Source organism: Rhizobium sp. ZW T2_16, from assembly GCF_044987325.1.
Classification (GTDB): domain Bacteria; phylum Pseudomonadota; class Alphaproteobacteria; order Rhizobiales; family Rhizobiaceae; genus Neorhizobium; species Neorhizobium cellulosilyticum.
The window spans coordinates 106597-123854 of the sequence record NZ_JBJDRG010000011.1; the positions used below are offsets into that span (position 1 = coordinate 106597).

The following is a 17258-nucleotide window of genomic DNA, read 5'->3' on the forward strand; positions in this document are numbered from 1 at the left end:
GTTCGCTGTTTCAACGCACGAAAGCGACTGTCGTTGCCAAAGCGCAAGGTACTATCCTGTTTACGGCCTCTTTTTTGCTATTCTAGTTTGTTTGGGTCATGCTGCGGCTCAGACATCCGCAAGAGTTATGGCGGCGTAAAGACCATTCACGGTGTCGACCTCGACCGGAGGGTCAATGATCTCGATCCGAAGGATCGTCACGTCGCCATGGTCTTCCAGTCCGATGCGCTATATCCGAGTATGACGGTGGCGACGAATATGGGCTTTTCGCTGGAGCACCGCGGTGCCACCAAAGCCGAAGTCGCGGAGCGGGTGAATTGGGCGGCCAGCATACCGGGTCTTACCAATCTTCTAGGTCGCTATCCGCGCCAGCTCTCCGGCGGCCAGCGACAGCGCGTCGCCATGGGCCGCGCGATCGTCCGTAATCCACAGGTTTTCCTATTCGGCGAGCCGCTGTCGAACGTCGACGCGAAGCTGCGCGTCGTTATGCGCGGCTAGATCAAGGCGCTGCATCATAAGCTGAAAACGACCACCTTCTAGGTCACCCACAATCAGGTGGAGGCCATGACCATCCCCGACAGGATCGTCGTGATGAAACGCTGCAGGATAGAGCAGATCGGTGCGCCGCTCGATCCCTACGACCGCCGGGCAAACCAGTTCGTTGCGGGCTTCATCGGATCGCCGTCGATGAATTTTCTTAATGGCACGATAACGGAAGCGAGCTTCCAAACATCGGGCGTCGTTATGCCCCTGCCTAGGTCTATGGACACCGCTATGGGGCGGGCTGCCGTTTACGGGATTCATCCCGAACACTTTCGATTGACTGACACTTAGGTAGCGGAAGCGTTTCTGGCGAAATCGTGCTCATCTAGCCTGTGGGGTCTGAGACCGAGGTGACTATGAGGTTGGGAGATACCAATGTGATTGGCGTCTTTCGTGAGCGAATGAGCGGTACGCCTGGCGATATCATAAATGTCTCGCGCCGGATATCGACGCCATCCACCTTATTCGGAAGACGGCGCTACTCGCTTCAATTCGCACCGTGGGCTATACCTTAATTATATTCAGGAATGTAAAGTCGATTCGCAGTCTACGTCATAAAGCGGTCGCCCGCTTGCACGAATGGACCGGCTTCTCCATGGCTGAACGAGTGGAGGTGTTGGGCGTAGGCACGAAGCAGTTCAAGAGCTAAATTCGCCCCTATAGCTTTCAATGCGTGAAAAAATCCTCCCCTTCTACATAGCCCGTAACCCGGCGCACCTCACGAATGATGGTATCGGCCAGGTGTTTTGCCGCCGGAGACAGATCCCGCTTCTTCATTCGGATTAGGGACATGGCCCTTCGGATATGCGGGGCGGTCAAGGTCATCACGCGCGCGGTGACAGGGGGATGCTTGGCAAGCCGCGTACTCGGCTGGACAGCGATCCCGAGCCCCGCCTCCGCCATGGCAATTATCGTCTCGGCCTGGATGAATTGGTAGCGGTTCGTCTCTTCCAGACCGTTATCGTGCAACACCTGATCGACGATCCGGCGCATCGCAGTCTGCGGGGCCGGCAGAAGTATCGGGAATTGGGCAATTTCCTTCCAGGTTATTGTTTTTCTGGAAGGACCGACGAAGCGGGGATGGACCACCGCGTGAAGCGGTTCAACCAGTATCGGGCTGAATTCGAAGGCATTGTCCGTTCCATGCGGCCCGATCGCGAAATCGACTTCTTGCTTGCGCAAGGCCTCATATAAATCGGCTGAAGTCAACTCACGTATCGTGACGGCGATTTCTGGAAACTTGCTGACGAAATGCGTGAGTATGGGAGGCAGATGAACTGAGGCCACATGAGAGGAGCTTGCGAGTGACAACTGTCCACGCTTGAGATCTGCGGCTTCGCGTATCTCCCGCAATCCATGCAGTATCTCGAAATGCGCCTTCCTGAGACTTCCCTGCAGTTTGGCACCTTCCTCCGTCAGTTTGACGCTGCGTGTCGTACGCTCGAAGAGCTTCACCTGAAGCTGTTCCTCCAGCTGACGGATCTGGATGCTGACGGCTGAATGGGCCCGGTTCAGCTTTTCACCTGCGAGGCGAAAACTTCCTTCGTTCGCAACGACGAGGAAAGTCTGTAGCAGTCGGAGATTGATATCGTTGATCGTATCCATCGAGCGTCCTATTGGTCACTGCAAGAGACCAATAGGTATCATTATTATACTTGCCTTGCCACTGCTCACGGGTCCAAAGTTGGCAAACCGCAATCGGGAAGGGATTGTCGGCATCGGCTCGAGGACCGAGTTTCAAATCGGGAGGAAATATCTTGGACACCCAGGAAACCCCTAGGGGCATGAAACGGCGTACGCTGCTCGGATGCAGCGCGGCCTTTGTCGCAGCTCAGTCGCTTGCAATCGGCACGGCTCGGGCCAATGCCTATCCGAGCGACACCATCAATTACATTGTCGCTTTCGGCGTAGGTGGCGGCAGCGATATCGTCGCACGCACCATGGCCAAGGTGATCGACGAAAAGAAGCTCATTCCGGTCAAGATGCTGGTGGAGAACCGGCCGGGCGGGTCGGGAGCTGTCGGCTATTCCTATATCAGTTCCCGCAAGGGCAATCCCTATTATCTCGGCGGCGTTGGCGTCAGCTTCTTCACCACGCCGCTGCTCGGCAAGATGCCGCTGAGCTACAAGGACTTTACCCCGCTCGCGGCGATCGCACGCTCGCCTTACATTCTGGCTGTGCTTGCAGATTCCAAGATCAAGTCGATTGATGACCTCAAGAGCGCCAAGGGGCTAACGATCGGTTCGGCCGGTGCAGTCTCCGACCCGGCACTTCTGTCGCATCTCCTCAACAAGCAGCTCGGCAGCTCGATCAAGGTCGTGCCCTATGACGGCGAGGGCGAGGTGATGGCGGCGGTTCTCGGCAAGCATCTCGATCTTCTCTTCGGCAATCCGAACGAGATCCTAGAACAGGTCAATGCCGGCAAGATGCGGGCCCTTGCCGTCACCTCGGCGGAACGGATGGGATCTCTTCCGCAGGTTCCAAGCTTCGAAGAATTGGGGCATGACATCGTCCATACCCAGCTTCGCGGCATAATCATGCCCAAGGACGTTCCGGCGGAAGCGGTGTCCTATTGGGAAGGCGTGATGAAAACCGTGGCGGAAAGCCCGGAATGGCGCAGCCAGTATGTCGACCGGTTCAACGAAATACCGCTCTTCCTCGATAGCAAGCAGTTCGGCGAGGAGATCGTCGCCACCTCGCAGCGTTACGAGACGCTGATGCGCGAGCTCGGCCTGATCAAGTGAGGCTGATCAAGTGAGATTGGCGGCCCCCGATCAGCTTGGGGGCCGATAGTTCCACACGAATTTAAATGCTCTACGCTTGGGAGGCGCGGTAGATGATACCCTTACGTTCATTCGATCTTGGTCTTTCTGCGATCTTCGGCCTGCTCGGCCTCTACATGATCTGGCAGGGAAGCGGTTACGGCTACCAGGAGGGTTCCGTGCCATCGGCCGGCTTCTTCCCCGTCTGGATCGGGGCAGGACTGGCACTCTTTTCCGCGCTAAATTTTCTCAAGGTCGCCAAACAGTCGGATCTTCTCGGCAGCGTCGAGCGGATGGAAGTGGTCCGGGTCGGGCTGGTCAGTCTGGCACTGGTCGGTTTCGTCCTGCTCTCCCAATTCATCGGCATGCTGGTCGCCTCCGTGCCGCTGATGATCGTCATCGGCTGCATATTCGGGGCGCGCGACGCCCGCTCGATTGCGGCCGTCAGCGCCATCGCCGTTGGGATGGCATTCATACTCTATCTCGTGTTTGGCGTGGTTCTCGCCATCCCGCTGCTCTGATCCCTGAAGAAGAGAAGATATCATGCTAGAATCATGGCACTTGCTTGCCGAGGGATTGGTCGCAGCATCGCAACCCTCGGTTCTCGCCGCCATCATGGTTGGCGCCATCATCGGCCTTTTCATCGGAGCCTTGCCGGGCCTCGGACCGACCGCCGGTGTTGCAATCCTCCTGCCGGTCGCCGTCAGCTTTGATGGGACGGCGGCGATCGCGGCACTCGGGGCCGTCTATTACGGCGCCCAGTATGGCGGCGCGGTCACCGCAATCCTGCTCGGCATTCCAGGCGATGCCTCTGCCACCATGACCGTCATCGATGGCCACAAGCTGGCCCGAAACGGCAAGGCCGGCGCGGCACTCGGATTGAGTATTGCCGCCTCCTTCATCGGCGGACTAATCGGCCTCATCCTGCTCACCGCTTTTGCCACCACCATCGCCCAGGCCGCGATCGCCTTCGGGCCGATCGAGATGACCGCGCTGATGATCTTCTCGCTGTCGCTTGTCAGCGTGCTCGGCGGCCGCGATCTCAACAAGGCGATGATGTCGCTGTTTGCCGGCCTCTTCATCGGCACGATCGGGCTCGACCCTATGGTCGGCCTGCCGCGCTTCGATTTCGGCGAGGTACGGCTGTTCGACGGCATCGAATTCTCCATTATCGCGGTCGGTCTGTTCGGCCTTGCGGAAATGTATGCGACACCGCCTTCGATCGGAAAGCCGCAAGAGAAGAACCGGTTCCGCTTCCGTGAACTTCTGCCGGATGTGCGCGGCACGCTGCAATGCTGGCGTGAACTGGGCTCCGGCTCGCTGATCGGCTTCTTCATCGGTATCCTGCCCGGCGCCGGCGCGACCGCCGCCACGATGATTTCCTACGCCTTCGCCAAGCGCACCTCGAAACATCCCGAACGCTTCGGCAATGGCGCGATGGAAGGTGTTGCAGCACCCGAAGCGGCCAATAACAGCGCCGCCTATGGCAACATGATCCCGATGTTCGCGCTCGGCATTCCAGGCTCCGGTACAACGGCGGTGCTGATGGGCGGCCTGCTGATGATCGGCCTGCAGCCCGGCCCGATGCTGTTCCAGACACAGTCGGAATTCGTCTGGACCATTTTCGGCAGCTTCTACATCGGCAATCTCGCGCTGGTCGCGATCACCATCGTCCTGACGCCGGTGCTCGCCACCTGTGCCTTCGTGCGGCCGAGCTATCTGTTCCCGGCGGTCATCGCCATCATCGTCTTTGGCATTTTCGGCATCAACAATGCGATGTTCGAGGTGGCTCTGGTGATCGGCTTTGGCGTGCTGGGTTACCTGATGATGAAGTTGGATTACCCGCCGGTACCGTTGGTTCTCGGCATGATCCTTGGCCCCATCTTGGAGCGTGGCATTCGCCGCACCCTGGTCGCCTCGGACGGAAATGTCGCCGTCTTCTTCCAGAGCCCGATCGCGTTGGTGATTATCCTGATCACCGTCGTGCTGCTGGTCTCACCGTGGCTGTTGAAAAACCGCGCGGGCAAGGAACACCAGATGGACGAGCCGCAGGCCAAGAAAATCGGCTGAGGCGGCAAGGGGCGATCCTGTCTCGCGGATCGCCCGGTCTGCCTGACCACATCGCATGTTCATTCCAGATGCAGGCAATCGCTGCGCGTCGCTATCCAATGCGGCCTTGCCGCAGGTCCAGCATCCTCCAGAGCGTCACCGGACGCGCATGAAAAGGATATCTTAAACAATGGTTTACCACCATCTTTACGCGAGCTTCGCCAAGGCTTCTGCAGTTCAGGTCGGCATTATCGGCGCCGGCAATTACGGCACTGCCATCGTCACCCAGGCTCCGGTCACGCCGCGGCTGAATGTGGTTGCTGTTGCCGACATTTCGATCGATGCCGCACGCGGTGCCTATGAGAAGGCGGGCTTCGACATGGCCAAGGTCGCCTATGCCGGAACGGCAGAGCAGGTAAAATGCGAGCTTGCGCGCGGCAATTCCATCTTTACCGATAAGCCGGAACTCATCGGCGCGATTGGTGCCGTCGATATCGTCTGCGAGTGCAGCGGCGTGCCGGAGGCAAGCGTGCGATATGCCATGCAGGCTATCGAGGCCGGCAAGCATGTGGCGATGGTAACGAAGGATTGCGACGTCGCGGTCGGCCCGATGCTGAAGCGTCTGGCAAAGGAAGCGGGCGTGATTTACACCCCCGTCGACGGAGATCAGCACGGGCTGCTGATCCAGTTCTACGAATGGGCAAAATCGGTCGGCCTGACGGTGATTTCCGGTGGCAAGGCAACCGATGGCGAATTCGTCTATGACGAGGCGGCCGGCACGGTCTCGATCAAGACCGACAAGAAGATCCATGAGCCCTATGTCGAAACGGTTGTCGTCTCCGATGAGGATCGCAAATGGCTCGCCATGATCCCCGAGGGACAGGCTGCCGAATATGTCGCGAGGCGTAAGGACATTCTCGCGCGCCTGCCGCAGCCCGGCGCCTATGATCTCTGCGAGATCACGGTCGCGGCCAATTATACCGGCATGAAGCCTGCCGTCGATACGCTCGTCCATGCGGCCCTTCGCATCACCGAAATCCCGGTTGCCTATGCGGAAATCGCCAATGGCGGCCTTTTCGGACAGGTCGATACGATCGACCTCGCCACCTGCCTCAGGCGCCCGGATGAATCAGGGCTCGGCGGCGGCGTCTTTCTCGTCGTCCGGTGCGACAATGCTTATTCCAACCATGTCCTTGTGACCAAGGGCCAGATCCCGAACTATGACGAGACGACCGCGGTCATCTACCGCCCTTACCACCTTTGCGGCGTCGAGACCTCGACCTCGCTGCTGATGGCGGGCCTGCTCGGCATCGATACCGGATCGGATGATTATCGGCCCCGCTACGATCTCGTCAAGGTCGCGGCGCGCGACATCAAGGCGGGCGAAGTCTTCGGCAATGACCATAGCCCGATGTTGAAGGCCCGCATCGTCCCGGCGGTACCTGTCGCGCTTGAAAACCCCGCCTGCGCCCATCTTCTCACCGGCAATTGCGCCAAGGTGGATATCCCGGCGGGTACGCTCATCACCTATGACATGGTGGAGGAGCCGCAGGCTTCGTTGCTTTGGGAAATGCGCCGGCTGCAGGACCGTACATTCCTGGCCGCGCAGTGAGATCGCCATGACGTTCAAGCCGCGCATATTCCTCTTCTATGCCACGCCGGTTGCCATGGCGCCTGTGACCGATGCCATGCGGCAACTCTGGCCGGAGGCCGAGGCCGTCAACATTCTCGACGAGAGCCTGTCACTGGACCGGGCGCGGGAGGTTGGGCCACTGTCGTCGGGCCTCAGCGAGCGTTTCGTCGCTCTCGGCCGGCAGGCCGTTTCCGGCGCTGCAGATGGTATCCTGATCACCTGCTCCGCTTTCGGCCCGGCCATTCGCAGACTTTCGTCGGAGATAGGGATACCGGTCCTCATGCCCAACGAGGCGATGTTTCGCGCCGCGATCATGGCCGGCTCGGACATCGGCATGGTGGCGACATTTGCCCCCGCAGTCGCAACGATGGAAGACGAGTTTCGCGAGTTTGCGGCAGAGACGGGAAGCTCGGCGCGACTTCGCACCGTCATAGCGCATGGCGCGATCGAGAAGCTCCGGCAGGGCGATGCGGCCGACCATGATGCACGGGTTGCCCATGCAGCGCATGGCCTTGGCGACTGCGATGCCATCATGCTCGCCCATTTTTCAACGGCGCGGGCGGCCGGTCCGGTCAGAGAAGCGGTGGATTGCGCCGTGCTGACCGCGCCGGGCAGCGCGGTGACACGAATGAAACAGTTGATGGACAGGCAGGAGCACTAGACAATGCTGCTCGGAGTTATCGCCGACGATTTTACCGGGGCCGGAGACGTAGCCAACACGCTTGCAAAGGGCTTGCCGGGGCAGGGTGGACTTGCGGTCACGCAATATCTCGGCGTTCCCAAGGTGAAGGCCGACCGATCGGTCGAAGCGGGGGTCATCTCGCTCAAGACCCGCTCCTCATCGGTAGAGGATGCGGTCGAACAATCGCTTGCGGCGCTCGAATGGCTGCGCAACCAAGGCTGCGAGCAATTTGTCTTCAAATATTGCTCGACATTCGATTCTACGCCGGAAGGCAATATCGGGCCTGTAGCGGAGGCGCTCGCGGCTGCTCTCGGTGTGAAAGGTGTGATTGCCTGCCCTGCCTTCCCGACGGTCGGGCGCACCGTGCATCAGGGCCATCTCTTCGTCCAGGATCGGCTGCTCAGCGAATCCAGCATGCGACACCATCCACTGACGCCGATGACGGATTCCGACATCCGGCGCTGGCTGGCACAGCAGACGCGCGATCCGGTCGGGCTGGTGAACACGGCGACCGTGCGCTCTGGAAGCGAAGCGGTGAGGGCGGCGCTGGATGCCGCGGCCGCCGACGGGACGACGATGGTCATCTGCGATTCCTCGCTGGACGAAGACCTCGTCACGCTCGGCAGAGCGGCGGCAGGGCAGCGGCTTGTGACCGGCGGTTCGGGCATCGCGATCGGCCTTCCGGCAAACTTCCTGCGCAGCGGCAAGGCGAAGGGAGCGGTCAGCGCCTTTTCCGGCGTAGACGGACCCGAGGTGATCCTGGCCGGCAGCTGCTCGGATGCGACCCGCCGGCAGATCGCCATCCATGCCGCAGGCCATCCGACCATGGCGCTCGATGTCGAAGCTGCTATGGCGGGAAGGTTGGACATAGGCCGAATTATCGAGTTCGCGTCAGTTCATCGTGGCAATGCACCTCTCATTTTTTCGTCGGATGATCCATTGGAGGTCGAGCGCCTGCAGAAGCGCTATGGCCGGGAAAAGGTGGCCGCGACGCTCGACGGATTGTTCGCCGAAGCAGCCCGTTCGCTGGTAGAAAGTGGCGTGAACAGATTGGTCGTGGCAGGCGGCGAGACATCCGGCGCGGTCGCCCAGGCGCTCGATCTCGAAGCGCTTTCGATCGGGCCGGAAATCGACCCGGGCGTACCGATCCTGATCGGCGGCAAAGGCAGGATTGCGCTAGCGCTCAAATCCGGCAATTTCGGTGCGCCGGATTTCTTTGCCAAGGCATTGGAAAATCTGAAACGGGGGGCAAGCGGTGACAGAGGATGAACTACGCGCAGATATCGTGAGGTTCGGCGCGCTTCTTTACGGGCGCGGACTTGCGCATGGAAGCGCCGGAAACCTTTCGGTAAAGCTGGACGACGGCACGATCCTCGTCACGCCGACAAATTCGTCACTGGGCTTTCTGTCTCCCGCGCTGATATCGAAGGTCTCGGCCGAGGGTGCCCATGTAGCCGGCGACCCTCCGTCGAAGGAGGCCTTCTTCCATCTGGCGGTCTATCAGGAACGGCCGGCAGCAAGCGCGATCGTCCACCTTCATTCCACCCATGCAGTTGCTCTGTCATGCCTCTGCCATGAGGACACGTCTGATGTGCTTCCGCCGCTCACCGCGTACCAAATGATGCGGATCGGCCGATTGCCGCTTGTGCCCTATTATCGGCCCGGAGATGGAAAGCTTGCTGATGCGGTTCGTCAATTTGCCGGTGGACACAAGGCAATGCTGCTTGCCAATCATGGGCCAATCGTTTCGGGTAAGTCTCTGCAAGATGCGGTTCATGCTTATGAGGAACTTGAAGAAACAGTGAAGCTGTTCTTCCTTGTCGGTGACCGACCGGTTTCTCGTCTGACCTGCGAGGCGATCACCGATCTGAATGAAGCTTTCCCGAATTGATGCCGGAACAAGCATGGTAAGGGTCAGTCCTGGAAAAGTGGATCTTGCTGTTAGCCGCAGCACTCGGCGCTGGAGCGCTGAGCGATGCAATCGGAACCGACGAATGTTGGCGTCCAAGTCCAGTTCAAAAGCTTCTGCGACCTCCAAAGCCGGGCCGTCGAATTGAAGCCTTCGAGAACTGTGGATAGCCACCCTGCGACAGCGATCAAGATGTAAGCCAGTGTCCAGGCCGGCGTGAAGAGCCAATTCGGTGAAGGTCCGGATACAGATCCTCAAGCGGTGGCCAGTCTCAGGGAAGCAATTTTGCACGAACGTGATCTCGCCGTGGATATCCTCAACCATCGCCGTGATGGATCAACGTGCTGGAACGCCTCGTGTCTCATGAAGAGTTCCCGGCCAGGGCCGAAAATCGCAAGGCGTTGACGATGGAGTATTTTTATCGCGACGTCCGCCGCAAGACCGGCATGCTGATGAACGGCGAAGAGCCGGTCGGCGGAAAGGACTTCGGCGTCACCCCGTCTCAAATTCGCAGAGGGCTAACCAAATGCGACGACGGTGGATACAGCTCGATCTTCCAACAGTTGACGTCTTCAACGATGCAGCACAGCGAACGTTCCTGGGCTTAACAGTGCAAAATGTTCGGTCCGGTCATGTTTCGTCTTCTGAGCCGAGGATGCCGCGAAGGTGGTATTCGTAGCCTCCCGCGGGGTAAGTAGCCTGAGCTTTTCCCTTGAAGTAGGTAGGCACAATCCGCTCGGTGAGCCGTGATCCAAATCCCGAGCGCTTTGGCTCCATAATGACTGGCCCATTGGCTTCGGTCCAACTGAACTGGAATTGGTTGTCACCCGGCGTCTGCCAGCGGACAATGATCTTGCCATCCGGTACCGACAGCGCTCCGTATTTCGTGGCATTGGTGGCGAGTTCATGGATAGCGAGCGCCAATCCAAGCGCAGGTTGTGCGGCGATTGCCACTGATGGGCCGGAAATGTCAAACCGATTGTGACCGTCATTATGAGGGGCAATCGCCGTACGGACGACAGTTTCCACGTCACCCGCTTCCCAGTCTGTCGCAGTCAGCGCGTCCTGCGCCAGGGCCAATGCCTGGATACGTGCGGATGCCTGCTCTGCTGCAAGCTTCGTGTCAGTCGCATTGCGCAGGCTTTGCGAAACGACAGCCTGGACCATCGCGAGCGTATTTTTCATGCGATGAGAGAGTTCGCGCTGTAAGATACGTTGCTGCCGCTCTCTATCTCTCTGTTCGCCGAGCAGACGCTTTTGCTCAACAAGAAGTGCATCGCTTTTTCGACGCTCATCCTGGAGACTGTCGAGCGCCTTGTGCATCACCTGTATGAGAAGGATATCGACGATGACGACGCCGGCATAAAATGCAAGTGCGACCAGGACGGACGCATTCAGCTCGAAGTTTCCTGATGGGGGAATAAACCAATACCATGCAGCAAAGCCGCAGGCCAAAGCACATACGGCCCCGGGCCATAGGCCAGCCATGAACGTGGTGAGGATGACTGCGGGGAAAAAAGTCAGATAGGGGAAGCCTGGCGGGAGCAGGTGGTCTGAGAGGAACCTGACATAAAGAGAGACAATGAACGCGCAAATAGCCAAGCTCCACGCTTTCAGGGGAGAGGCTCGAACACGATCGCTAAGACCGAATAACTGGCGTCGTATCGTACTCATTCTATCCTACGTCTGCGAGACTACTACTGCCTGAGTGTTCTGCCATATCAAGTCAATATCACTTACTGTGACACATCAGACTACCGGAACATCAAGCAAGCATTTCGCGGATCTTCTCAACGATCTGCTGTTCACGATAGGGCTTGGTGTAAAATGCGGTCTCCGCTGGGATTTGTCCGCCGGGATCGTCGATATGTCCGGATACGATGATCACCTTGATGGGCGGCCATCTGTCTCGGATGATGGCCGCCAGCCGCATTCCATCGACGCCTCGAGGCATGTCGACATCTGTCAGGACAAGCCGGATATCGTATCGTGATTCCAGGATAGTCACGGCTTCCGTTGCGTCCGCTGCGGCGATCGCCTGAAAGCCGGCGTCCTCAACTAGATCAATGGCCGCCAAGCGCAAAAGTGGCTCATCCTCGACGATGAGGATTACCGGCGGAGCGATGGGACGTATAATTCCCGACGTCATGACTGCCTCAACTGCGAAACAAGAGCCTGCATTGTCACGGTCAAACCGTTCGCGTCGTACTCGACTTCGACCCCGCCGGTTCCCGTCAAACCTAGTTTGATCAACTTCGATCCGAACCCTTTGCCAACCGTGCCTCGGATGATTGGTCCATCTCTTTCTTGCCATTTTAGGATGAGCGCGTCCTCGGATGAAGTCTTTCCGATAGACCAAGACACCGACACCTTGCCCTTCTCGCTTGACCACGCGCCGTATTTAAGTGAGTTGGTGCCGAGCTCATGCATGATCAGAGCAAGCGACAAGGCCGTTCGGGGTCCAAGCTCCATGTCCGGGCCAGAGATCGTGAAGCGATCAGACAAAGCGAGTTGGCTTAGAACCGAATCGATGACAGCCGCCATCCGTGCCGTCGACCAATCGTGCCCAAGTAGGACCTCATGGGCCTTCGACAAAGCATGCAGTCGACTGGTGAACGCCTCGACTGGAGCGCGATCCGTCACAGGACGAAGTGTCTGGGTGGCGATCGCTTGCACCATCGCCATCGTGTTCTTCAGGCGATGGCTGATTTCGTGATTGAGAACTTGCTGCTGCTCTTCCGCCCGTATACGGGCTATTGCTTCTCTTGTCCGGTCGGCGATCGTGCGTACGAAATCGCGCTCTTCGGCGGTAAAATCGTGTGGCTTATCGTAGTGCACGAACATGACACCGACGATGGCCCCATGCTCCATGATCGGAACGTTTACCAGAACGGAAATGCCGATCGAGTGAAGCAGGTCCGATGACGCTGACGTTCGTGGATCTGTCGAGACATCTGGGATGATAAGCATCGCACCCCGTTTCAGGTCTTCGATATATGAACCGTAGTGGCGGAAGTGATGGAGACCCGCGATGGTATCCGTTCCGTCTGCACACCAGTCAGGCAGCATCTGTACCGTCTCTGCGATCGGATCGACGACCCCATAGCCCGCGCGCGTAGACCCATACAGGCTATGGGCCAGGATTTCCGCAGCCGCAAACGCTACCTCGTGAACGCTGTCTAGCTCTCGGATTTTGCCGCCGAGTTCCAATAGAGCGAGCTGCCGATCCTCGGACCGCTTTTGTGCCGTCGCGTCTCGCGCGACCTTGATGTAGCCGCCTAACTTGCTTTCTGGGTGGCGCGGAAGCGGTCTCACAGTTCCATCCAAAAATACGCGCGAGCCATCCGCGGTGATATGCCACCGGCGATCCGGTGCGACGCCATCTATTGACGCTCTCGTGATTTCCGCCTCTGGCGCGCCGGCTGCCTGATCTTCTGGCGTAAAGATTTCAGAGAACGAGCGGCCAAGCATATCGCTCTTGCTCCACCCGAAGGTTTCCTCGGCCCCGCCAAACCAGTTTGTGATACGTTGATCCTCGTCAAGCGTCAGGATTGTGTAATCCTTCGCGCCCTGCACAATAAGGCGTAAAGTCGTTTCGCTATCGCGCAACGCTTCGACGGCTTCCATCCGGTCGGTGACGTCTACGAATGTGATGACGAAGCGGTCTTCTCCAGTTGACTGGATGTATCCGTCGAACCAGCGAGCGATTTCCTCAATCCTGCGAGTAAAGCGTTTGGGTCGACCGGACTCGACAACTTCCTCAACGTCAACAGTCCACTCCTCATCCAACTTGGGAAGGATGTCTCGAATGTTTCGGCCTTCTGTTTCCTCACCCACAACCTGAAACAGCCTCGCCCCTGCTGGGTTGACGGTTTCGCATTGCCAATCGACAATCCGCTTTCGTTCATCACGCACCACAGCGCCGATGACAATGCCTTCTTCAAGCTGCTCGAACAGCGAACTCCACCGTCGCTCTGCCAGAAACGTGGCGATCTGATTGGAAACGATTTTTCCGATCCTGCTGAGCGTTTCAAGCTCGGCGTCAGTCCAGACGCGCGGCTCACCATCGATCGCGGCAAGGGCGCCGATCACCATGCCATCGGGAAGGGTAACCGGGACGCCCATATAGGAGATAACGCCCAGATCGGTTATCGCGAGGTTATCGCGGACGAGGTCATGTAAAGTTGCGTCACCGATAATCAGTGGCTGCTTGTCGCGCACAACATGCTGGCAGAACGAATGCGTGAGCGGTGTTTCTGCGGCTTCGGCCCATTTTTCAGGCAGGCCGAGATGAGCGAGAAACACCTGGCGGTGTTCATCGAGGATCGATACCAGCGCAACTGGACAGTTCAACCCCGCCTTTACAACTTCGATTATGTCATCAAATTCGGTTTTGTTCTTTGCGTCGAGTAGACCGGAGTTGCGGACGGCTCTTATTCTGTCTGACGAGTTGCCCAACGATCTGAGCCTTTGCTTTTTTGTGAAGGCCCGTTCAGGCTGCTATTTTTGCGAGGACTTCGGGAGACATTACCAGACTTGGAGGGGGTGTTTTTTCATCCGGCTTCCCAGCGACGAAGCTTTCGATGAATGAAAGCGCGTTCTGAAGACCATTCATCGTATACGGCTTCTCGATCGCCCCGACCGCTCCGGCAAAATCTTCCGGGATCCGTTTAAGGTTGCCTGAGACGAAGACATAAGGGATGGACTTTGCGGATAGATGCCGTCCGACCTCAATTCCGGTTGGCCCGTCAATGAGTTGAATATCGACGAAGGCAAAGTCTGGACGGACCGAGTCAATGAGGTCCTTGGCCTCCCGGCTGTCCGCCGCCAGCCCGACGATGTCATGGCCCGCAGCCTCGATTTCGCTCTCTAGTTCCATGGCGAGCAGCACTTCGTCCTCAACGATCAGAATTTTCACAAAGAAACCTTTCAGTCTTTTACCAGTAGCGTGACGGAGACTTCAGTACGGCGGCCTTCCACGCGGCGTTCGAGCTTTGCGCGCAGCTGCTGCAAGCATGCTTCAAGCATCTTTTGGCTAAATGCTGCTTCCTCGCGGTCAACATCCACCGGGGTTACCGTATCTACAACACGAATGAGGAAGTGACCGTTCAGACGCCTGACTTCAAGATGGATCTCGCCTCCACCATCGCGCAGCCCCCGGCGAACCGCGTCGCCGACAAGTTCATTGATGATCAAAGCCAATGGAGAGGCCTTCGTTGCGGGCACAACTACCTCGCGCAGATCTGTCGTCAGCACGATATCGGTGCGTTTCAGGGCGCCAATGACATCGGTTGCGAGATCGTTTGCGAAATCAGCCACATCGAAGTGCCCCACATCCTCATCATTCAAGAGCTTTCGCTGGACGGTACTTAGTGCCTCAACTCGGTTTAGAACGGACATCAATGTCCGCTCTACAACATCGCTTTCTGTCATCCTGGCTTGCAGCTTGACGATGGATGCAATGGTCAGAAGATTGTTCTTCACCCGATGGTCGACTTCGTGGACGAGCGCAGTTTTGGTGGTCAGCGCCGCGGTCAGATCGACAGTACGGCGCGCGACCTCCTGCTCGGCCATATGCCTGGCTGCAGCGAGCTCCGCTTCCTTGCTCTTGATATTGGTGAAATCAAGCTGTGATGCAAAAAAGTATATAACTTCGCCGGTTTCGTCCCGGACCGGGCTCACAAACAACGCATTCCAGAAGGTCGACCCGTCACGCCTGTAATTAAGGATGTCGATCGAGAGATCCCGCTCTTCCGAGATCGCTGTCCTCAACTTCGCAATCGCTTCAGGGTCAGTTTCGGCGCCTTGAAGAAGGCGGCAGTTGCGGCCAATGAGCTCGTCACGTGAGTAGCCGGTGAGTTTTGTGAATGCGTCGTTGGAGAAAATGATCGGATTATCATATTGTCTGGGGTCGGTGATAATCATCGGCATTCTCGTCGCCTTGAATGCCGCTGCGAACGGGTCTTCTGAAGCATGTGCTGCAATCAGGCGATCGCCTGCATCCTGAGCGTCGCGAAAATCATTCTCTTGATCCATAAATACTCGTCCGGACGCTTTGAATTGAGGTCTTGGGGCTTTTCGCTGATCTGGGAGGCACCGTGAGAACTTCAAGATGCTAAGGAGAATAGCTGCATGCGTAATTTCACTGACGCAGCCTGCTTTATAGTGGCCGCAGCACGCCCTCGCTTGCTGACCGTTAGAACATCTGGTGAATAGACCATCGGGTCCGGATTAAGCGCATCGGTCGGATAAGGAGGCGCTGGGTGATCGATAAGAGCAGCAGCATTCTATTTGTCTACTGCACGAGCCAAACGAACATGAGGCCGCCGAGAACGACACTGATAGCTGCGCCATAGCTTTGTAACGGCTCAAGCCACCTTCGCTGCAATCTCATCGTCACCCCCTTCGATCGGAGAGAGCCAGCCAAGTCGACGACATCTCTCGCCTGCAGCTTCAAATGCATCGGCTTGGGTCTGGAATGGCCCGATAACGTAGTGAATCATGTGACCCTGAACGATTACTACGCTTTTTGCTACACTGTCGTAAAACACGGTTGTTTCGTCATTCACACGTTTCATGGAAGGGCCCCGGCTTGCAGGCACTTAATGCATCAACGCAGAAAAGGTTCCGCACGCATCCTGACCGCATCGTCTCAAGGGCGACCGTTCAACCGGACAACGCTTTAACAGAAGGGCATTTAGTCAGCCTAGGCACGGACGGATGCTCTTCGGGATGAACCGTTCGGCGAAAGTGAGTTCACTTTCCGTAAATGACCAATTGCCTGAAGTTAAAATGATACGTATCGGCGGCCGTCGATCGCGAACAAGATTGGCAAGCTCAAGTCCCTCCGCAGCTGTGAAGAGGTCAATATCTGTCAACATAAGACGAAATATCGCGATGCGCTTCGAGAATGTTGATTGCTTTTGAAGCATCTTCGGCTTCGAAAGCCTGATATCCTGCCTCCTTAAGCTCCTCGACCAGCAGAAACCTCAAACGCGGATGCGCCTTGCGACGAAAATTGGCAAAGTATCGCTCCGCGCTGAGAGGCTGTTCGCGACTTATCTAAACGTAAATTTTCTTAATGTCGGCACGCACCTTCGGCGTCCAGAGAAGCTTTAGCGGTCATGAGGGGCGGGAGACTTTACTTCCTGGCGAGCTTCCTCAAGCACTGCATCAAAATCCACTTCGACGGCAGGTCCGCTCGCTTTGCCTTCTTCCCACATCGCACGTAGCTTAGCGATATCGTCGCGCTTCTGCATCCACTTGGCCGACCAGTCACGCATGGCTTCGCGCACAACTTCGCTCCCGCTGCATACGCGCTGCTATTAACGGCATCGCGCAACAGCTCTGCATGTTGCGGGGTCATCGAGACGCTGACTTTTTCAACATTCGGCATAGATACCTCCACTTTGTTTCGTGGTAATTACTACCACCAAACAAAGCGCGGCAACGCACGTCTACCGGCTCGCGTGAGCGTCACTGGGGTAATCTGTCGGATGGAGTCAGAATAGCAGGATTGCCAGTTATCCGTGGCATAACCTGGCTAAACTGTGCCTTCATATTCCAGAGACGCGCCGATCAGCTCGCGGGAATAGGGATGAACCGCCTCGCAGCCTGGGATCGCCTCGCGCGGCAATATCTCGGTAATCTCACCGCGCAGCATCACGGCGAACCGGTCGC

The 17258-nt window shown here is 57.6% G+C and carries 14 protein-coding genes and 5 pseudogenes; 9 read left to right on the forward strand and 10 right to left on the reverse strand.

The window, feature by feature from the left end:
* Nucleotides 1–87: 87 nt before the first annotated feature.
* Nucleotides 88–1006: pseudogene (locus ACI3K0_RS22120) on the forward strand (ABC transporter ATP-binding protein); the annotation flags it as partial.
* 203 nt (nt 1007–1209) lie between these two features.
* Here the strand turns inward: ACI3K0_RS22120 and ACI3K0_RS22125 are convergent.
* Complete coding sequence (locus tag ACI3K0_RS22125; RefSeq protein WP_206828275.1) at nt 1210–2148, reverse strand: LysR family transcriptional regulator; 939 nt, start codon at nt 2146–2148, stop codon at nt 1210–1212.
* 179 nt (nt 2149–2327) lie between these two features.
* Here ACI3K0_RS22125 and ACI3K0_RS22130 point away from each other — a divergent pair, with 179 nt between their 5' ends.
* The 7 genes from ACI3K0_RS22130 (at nt 2328) to otnC (ending at nt 9560) form a co-directional block, all read left to right on the forward strand.
* Nucleotides 2328–3287, forward strand: a complete 960-nt coding sequence (locus ACI3K0_RS22130) for a tripartite tricarboxylate transporter substrate binding protein (RefSeq protein WP_148147196.1) — start codon at nt 2328–2330, stop codon at nt 3285–3287.
* Nucleotides 3288–3379: 92 nt separating this feature from the next.
* The gene (locus tag ACI3K0_RS22135; RefSeq protein ID WP_206828277.1) at nt 3380–3826 is read left to right on the forward strand and encodes a tripartite tricarboxylate transporter TctB family protein; all 447 of its coding nucleotides are present in this window, start codon (nt 3380–3382) and stop codon (nt 3824–3826) included.
* Between the two features lie 22 nt (nt 3827–3848).
* Nucleotides 3849–5375: a tripartite tricarboxylate transporter permease gene (locus tag ACI3K0_RS22140; protein ID WP_148147194.1), complete on the forward strand. Its 1527-nt coding sequence runs from the start codon at nt 3849–3851 to the stop codon at nt 5373–5375.
* Nucleotides 5376–5544: 169 nt separating this feature from the next.
* Entirely contained in the window at nt 5545–6966 is a 1422-nt protein-coding gene (locus ACI3K0_RS22145; RefSeq protein WP_206828282.1) for an NAD(P)H-dependent oxidoreductase, read from the forward strand.
* Nucleotides 6967–6973: 7 nt separating this feature from the next.
* Complete coding sequence (locus ACI3K0_RS22150) at nt 6974–7648, forward strand: aspartate/glutamate racemase family protein (protein ID WP_183688240.1); 675 nt, start codon at nt 6974–6976, stop codon at nt 7646–7648.
* A 3-nt stretch (nt 7649–7651) separates the two neighbouring features.
* On the forward strand, nt 7652–8938 hold the full coding sequence (otnK, locus tag ACI3K0_RS22155; RefSeq protein ID WP_206828284.1) for a 3-oxo-tetronate kinase: 1287 nt from the start codon (nt 7652–7654) through the stop codon (nt 8936–8938).
* A complete protein-coding gene (gene otnC, locus ACI3K0_RS22160; RefSeq protein ID WP_148147190.1) occupies nt 8925–9560 on the forward strand; it encodes a 3-oxo-tetronate 4-phosphate decarboxylase in 636 nt (211 codons plus the stop codon). The genes otnK and otnC overlap by 14 nt, the downstream gene beginning before the upstream one ends.
* A gap of 50 nt (nt 9561–9610) precedes the next feature.
* On the opposite strand, the pseudogene ACI3K0_RS22165 reads toward otnC, so the two are convergent.
* Nucleotides 9611–9799, reverse strand: a pseudogene (locus ACI3K0_RS22165) (tryptophan-rich sensory protein); the annotation flags it as partial.
* 132 nt (nt 9800–9931) lie between these two features.
* Between ACI3K0_RS22165 and ACI3K0_RS22170 the strand changes: the two are divergent.
* Nucleotides 9932–10060, forward strand: a pseudogene (locus ACI3K0_RS22170) (cryptochrome/photolyase family protein); the annotation flags it as partial.
* 148 nt (nt 10061–10208) lie between these two features.
* Here the strand turns inward: ACI3K0_RS22170 and ACI3K0_RS22175 are convergent.
* The 8 genes and pseudogenes from ACI3K0_RS22175 to ACI3K0_RS22210 all read right to left on the reverse strand — a co-directional run.
* Nucleotides 10209–11252, reverse strand: coding sequence for an HWE histidine kinase domain-containing protein (locus ACI3K0_RS22175; RefSeq protein WP_404946265.1), 1044 nt, complete (start codon nt 11250–11252; stop codon nt 10209–10211).
* Nucleotides 11253–11343: 91 nt separating this feature from the next.
* A complete protein-coding gene (locus ACI3K0_RS22180) occupies nt 11344–11727 on the reverse strand; it encodes a response regulator (protein ID WP_148147188.1) in 384 nt (127 codons plus the stop codon).
* Entirely contained in the window at nt 11724–14036 is a 2313-nt protein-coding gene (locus ACI3K0_RS22185; RefSeq protein WP_404946266.1) for a GAF domain-containing protein, read from the reverse strand. The genes ACI3K0_RS22180 and ACI3K0_RS22185 overlap by 4 nt, the downstream gene beginning before the upstream one ends.
* 34 nt (nt 14037–14070) lie before the next feature.
* On the reverse strand, nt 14071–14496 hold the full coding sequence (locus ACI3K0_RS22190; protein WP_148147186.1) for a response regulator: 426 nt from the start codon (nt 14494–14496) through the stop codon (nt 14071–14073).
* Between the two features lie 11 nt (nt 14497–14507).
* Complete coding sequence (locus ACI3K0_RS22195) at nt 14508–15614, reverse strand: PAS domain-containing protein (RefSeq protein WP_404946267.1); 1107 nt, start codon at nt 15612–15614, stop codon at nt 14508–14510.
* 332 nt (nt 15615–15946) lie between these two features.
* A complete protein-coding gene (locus tag ACI3K0_RS22200; RefSeq protein WP_404946268.1) occupies nt 15947–16156 on the reverse strand; it encodes a hypothetical protein in 210 nt (69 codons plus the stop codon).
* Between the two features lie 537 nt (nt 16157–16693).
* A pseudogene (locus ACI3K0_RS22205) lies at nt 16694–16974 on the reverse strand (type II toxin-antitoxin system ParD family antitoxin).
* Between the two features lie 147 nt (nt 16975–17121).
* Nucleotides 17122–17258, reverse strand: a pseudogene (locus ACI3K0_RS22210) (ABC transporter ATP-binding protein); the annotation flags it as partial.